General features: G+C 63.0%; 2 protein-coding genes and 1 pseudogene. All 3 read left to right on the forward strand.

All coding sequences use genetic code 11. The features are described 5' to 3' along the window. Positions 1–99 (forward strand): transposase (locus PG883_RS23255; RefSeq protein ID WP_167576793.1); only part of this gene is annotated, 99 nt, incomplete at its 5' end. Between the two features lie 192 nt (positions 100–291). After that, on the forward strand, positions 292–1,644 hold the full coding sequence (gene rlmD / locus PG883_RS23260; RefSeq protein ID WP_103857994.1) for a 23S rRNA (uracil(1939)-C(5))-methyltransferase RlmD: 1,353 nt from the start codon (positions 292–294) through the stop codon (positions 1,642–1,644). A 174-nt stretch (positions 1,645–1,818) separates the two neighbouring features. Then, a pseudogene (locus PG883_RS23265) lies at positions 1,819–2,154 on the forward strand (GNAT family N-acetyltransferase); the annotation flags it as partial. Positions 2,155–2,265 lie beyond the last annotated feature (111 nt).

The raw sequence follows: 2,265 nt of genomic DNA on the forward strand, positions 1-2,265 counted from the left end.
AACAAGATCAAAGTGATAAAGCGCATGGCATATGGATTTAGGGACTCAGAATACTTTTTTCTGAAAATCAAGGCGGCCTTCCCCGGAAAGCCGCGATGAACCTTTTTTTATTGGGGCGAGGTGGCCAGGCTGCCCGGACCGGGCCGCTGGTGGCCGGGGTCGCTATTTGTGTCTGCGGGGTCTTTTATGCCTGCATTTTGGGCGGATCTCCGCTAAACTCTGCCACCCTTTATTCGGGGTCGCCGGGTCTGCCCCGTCGTCACCCTCTCTTTCATGCCTTCGGAGCCGCTCATGCCGTTAGTGGGACACCAACATCAGATCGATATTCTGGAACTGACCGACAAGGGGGATGGCAAGGGTCGCCTGTTCGATCGCCCCCTGTTTGTCGAGGGTCTGCTGCCCGGTGAGCAGGCGCTGGTCGAGTTGACCGAGGTCAAACCGAACTACCTGCACGGCAAGCTGGTCGAGTTGACCCAGCCCTCTGCCGATCGGGTGGCCGATTTTTGCCCCAACACCGAATGCGGTGGCTGCCAGGTGCGCCCGCTGGCCTATCCGGCCCAGCTTGCCCTCAAGCAGAGCCTGGTGCAGAGCGCACTGGAACAGGTCGGGCTGGGTGAGGCCGTGGTCAACCCCATCCTCGGCATGGAGACGCCGTTTGCCTACCGCAACAAGGCCCAGTACGCGGTGCGTGGCAGCGAGGCGGGCGCCGAGATCGGCTTCTACCGCAAGCACTCCCATGACCTCATCACCGCCGATGATTGTGCGGTGCAGGACTCGCTGCACATGGAGCTCAACGCCCGGGTACGCAACTGGATGCGCGAGCACGACATCGCGGCCTATGACGAGGTGGCCCACACCGGCTGCGTGCGCAACCTGATGACCCGCAAGGGCTTCAAGAGCGGCGAGCTGATGGTGGTGCTGGTGACCCTGGGCGAAGCGCTGCCGTTCGAAGCCGAACTGCTGGCGGCCCTGGCGGATCTGCCGGTCACTACCCTGGTGCAGAACATCAACGAGGCGCGTACCAACCGCATCCTGGGTGACAAGAACCGGGTGCTGCTGGGCAGCGGGGTGATCCGCGACAAGATCCACGAGCTCGAATTCGAGATCTCGCCCCTCTCCTTCTTCCAGAACAACCCGAGCCAGACCGACGTGCTCTACTCCAAGGCGCTGGAGTATTGCGAGCTGACCGGCAGCGAGACGGTGTTCGACATCTATTGCGGCATCGGCACCATCTCCCTGTTCCTGGCAGGCAAGGCCGCCAAGGTGGTGGGGATTGAGTCGGTGGAGAGTGCCATCAGCGACGCCCGTCGCAATGCGGCCCTCAACGGCATCGAGCAGACCGAGTTCCACGTGGGCAAGGCGGAGCAGCTGATGCCTGCCCTGCATGCCGACGGGGTGAGTGCCGATGTGGTGGTGATGGATCCGCCCCGCAAGGGCTGTGACAAGGCGGTATTGCAGACCCTGGTGGCCATGGCGCCGCGCCGTCTGGTCTATGTCTCCTGCAACCCCCAGACCCTGGCCCGGGATCTCGCCTGGCTGGTCAAGCAGGGCTTCGTGCTGGACGAGGTGCAGCCGGTGGACATGTTCCCGCACTCCATGCACGTGGAAGCGGTCGCTCGCCTGAGCCTGCCAGCGAAGGCCTGATCGTCGCTCGGGATCTTCCCCTCGCGCGATGCAGGTGGAAGCGGCCTGTCAGCGAATCCCTGATCGGGCCGAGGGCGTGGCGTTAGCCAGATGGCTCTGATAAAAACGACTCCTGAGGGAGTCGTTTTTTTATGGTTGTGGTCGGCAGAGCCACCAGGCAGGGAGGTCGGCGTGATGATTCGTATGGCAGGGGTGGAGGATGCGGCGGTGCTGGATCGCTTCTTCGGGCAACTGGACAGGGAGACCCGCTTCATGCTGTATGAAGCGGGAGAGCGCCCCTCGGACATCGAGGGGCAGCGCAGGCGGCTCGAGGCCATGGCCGCGGCCCCCAATCAGGCCATGTGGCTGCTGGAGCTGGCGGGGGAGGTGCAAGGGTTTGCCGCGCTCCTTGGTGGCGGCCTGGCACGCAACCGCCACTGCGCCCTGGTGGTGATGGGGCTGCGTTCGGGGGCGCGCGGGCAGGGATGGGGGGAACGGTTGCTGCGTACCTTGATCGCGACCGCGAGGGATCCGCGAATTCAACTCCGAAGTGCAACACCCGCCAAATCAAGCAACCTGTCGTAGTTCATCAAACACGATCTGCGGTTGCCTGAAATCCAAACATTTGCGCGGTCTAAGGTT

It is taken from the genome of Aeromonas sp. QDB25 (assembly GCF_027707725.1).
In the GTDB taxonomy this organism is placed as follows: domain Bacteria; phylum Pseudomonadota; class Gammaproteobacteria; order Enterobacterales; family Aeromonadaceae; genus Aeromonas; species Aeromonas caviae.

Bases quoted from the DNA above. Each gene is read 5' to 3' on its own strand.
- rlmD (WP_103857994.1), top strand. From the start codon at position 292: ATGCCGTTAGTGGGACACCAACATCAGATCGATATTCTGGAACTGACC.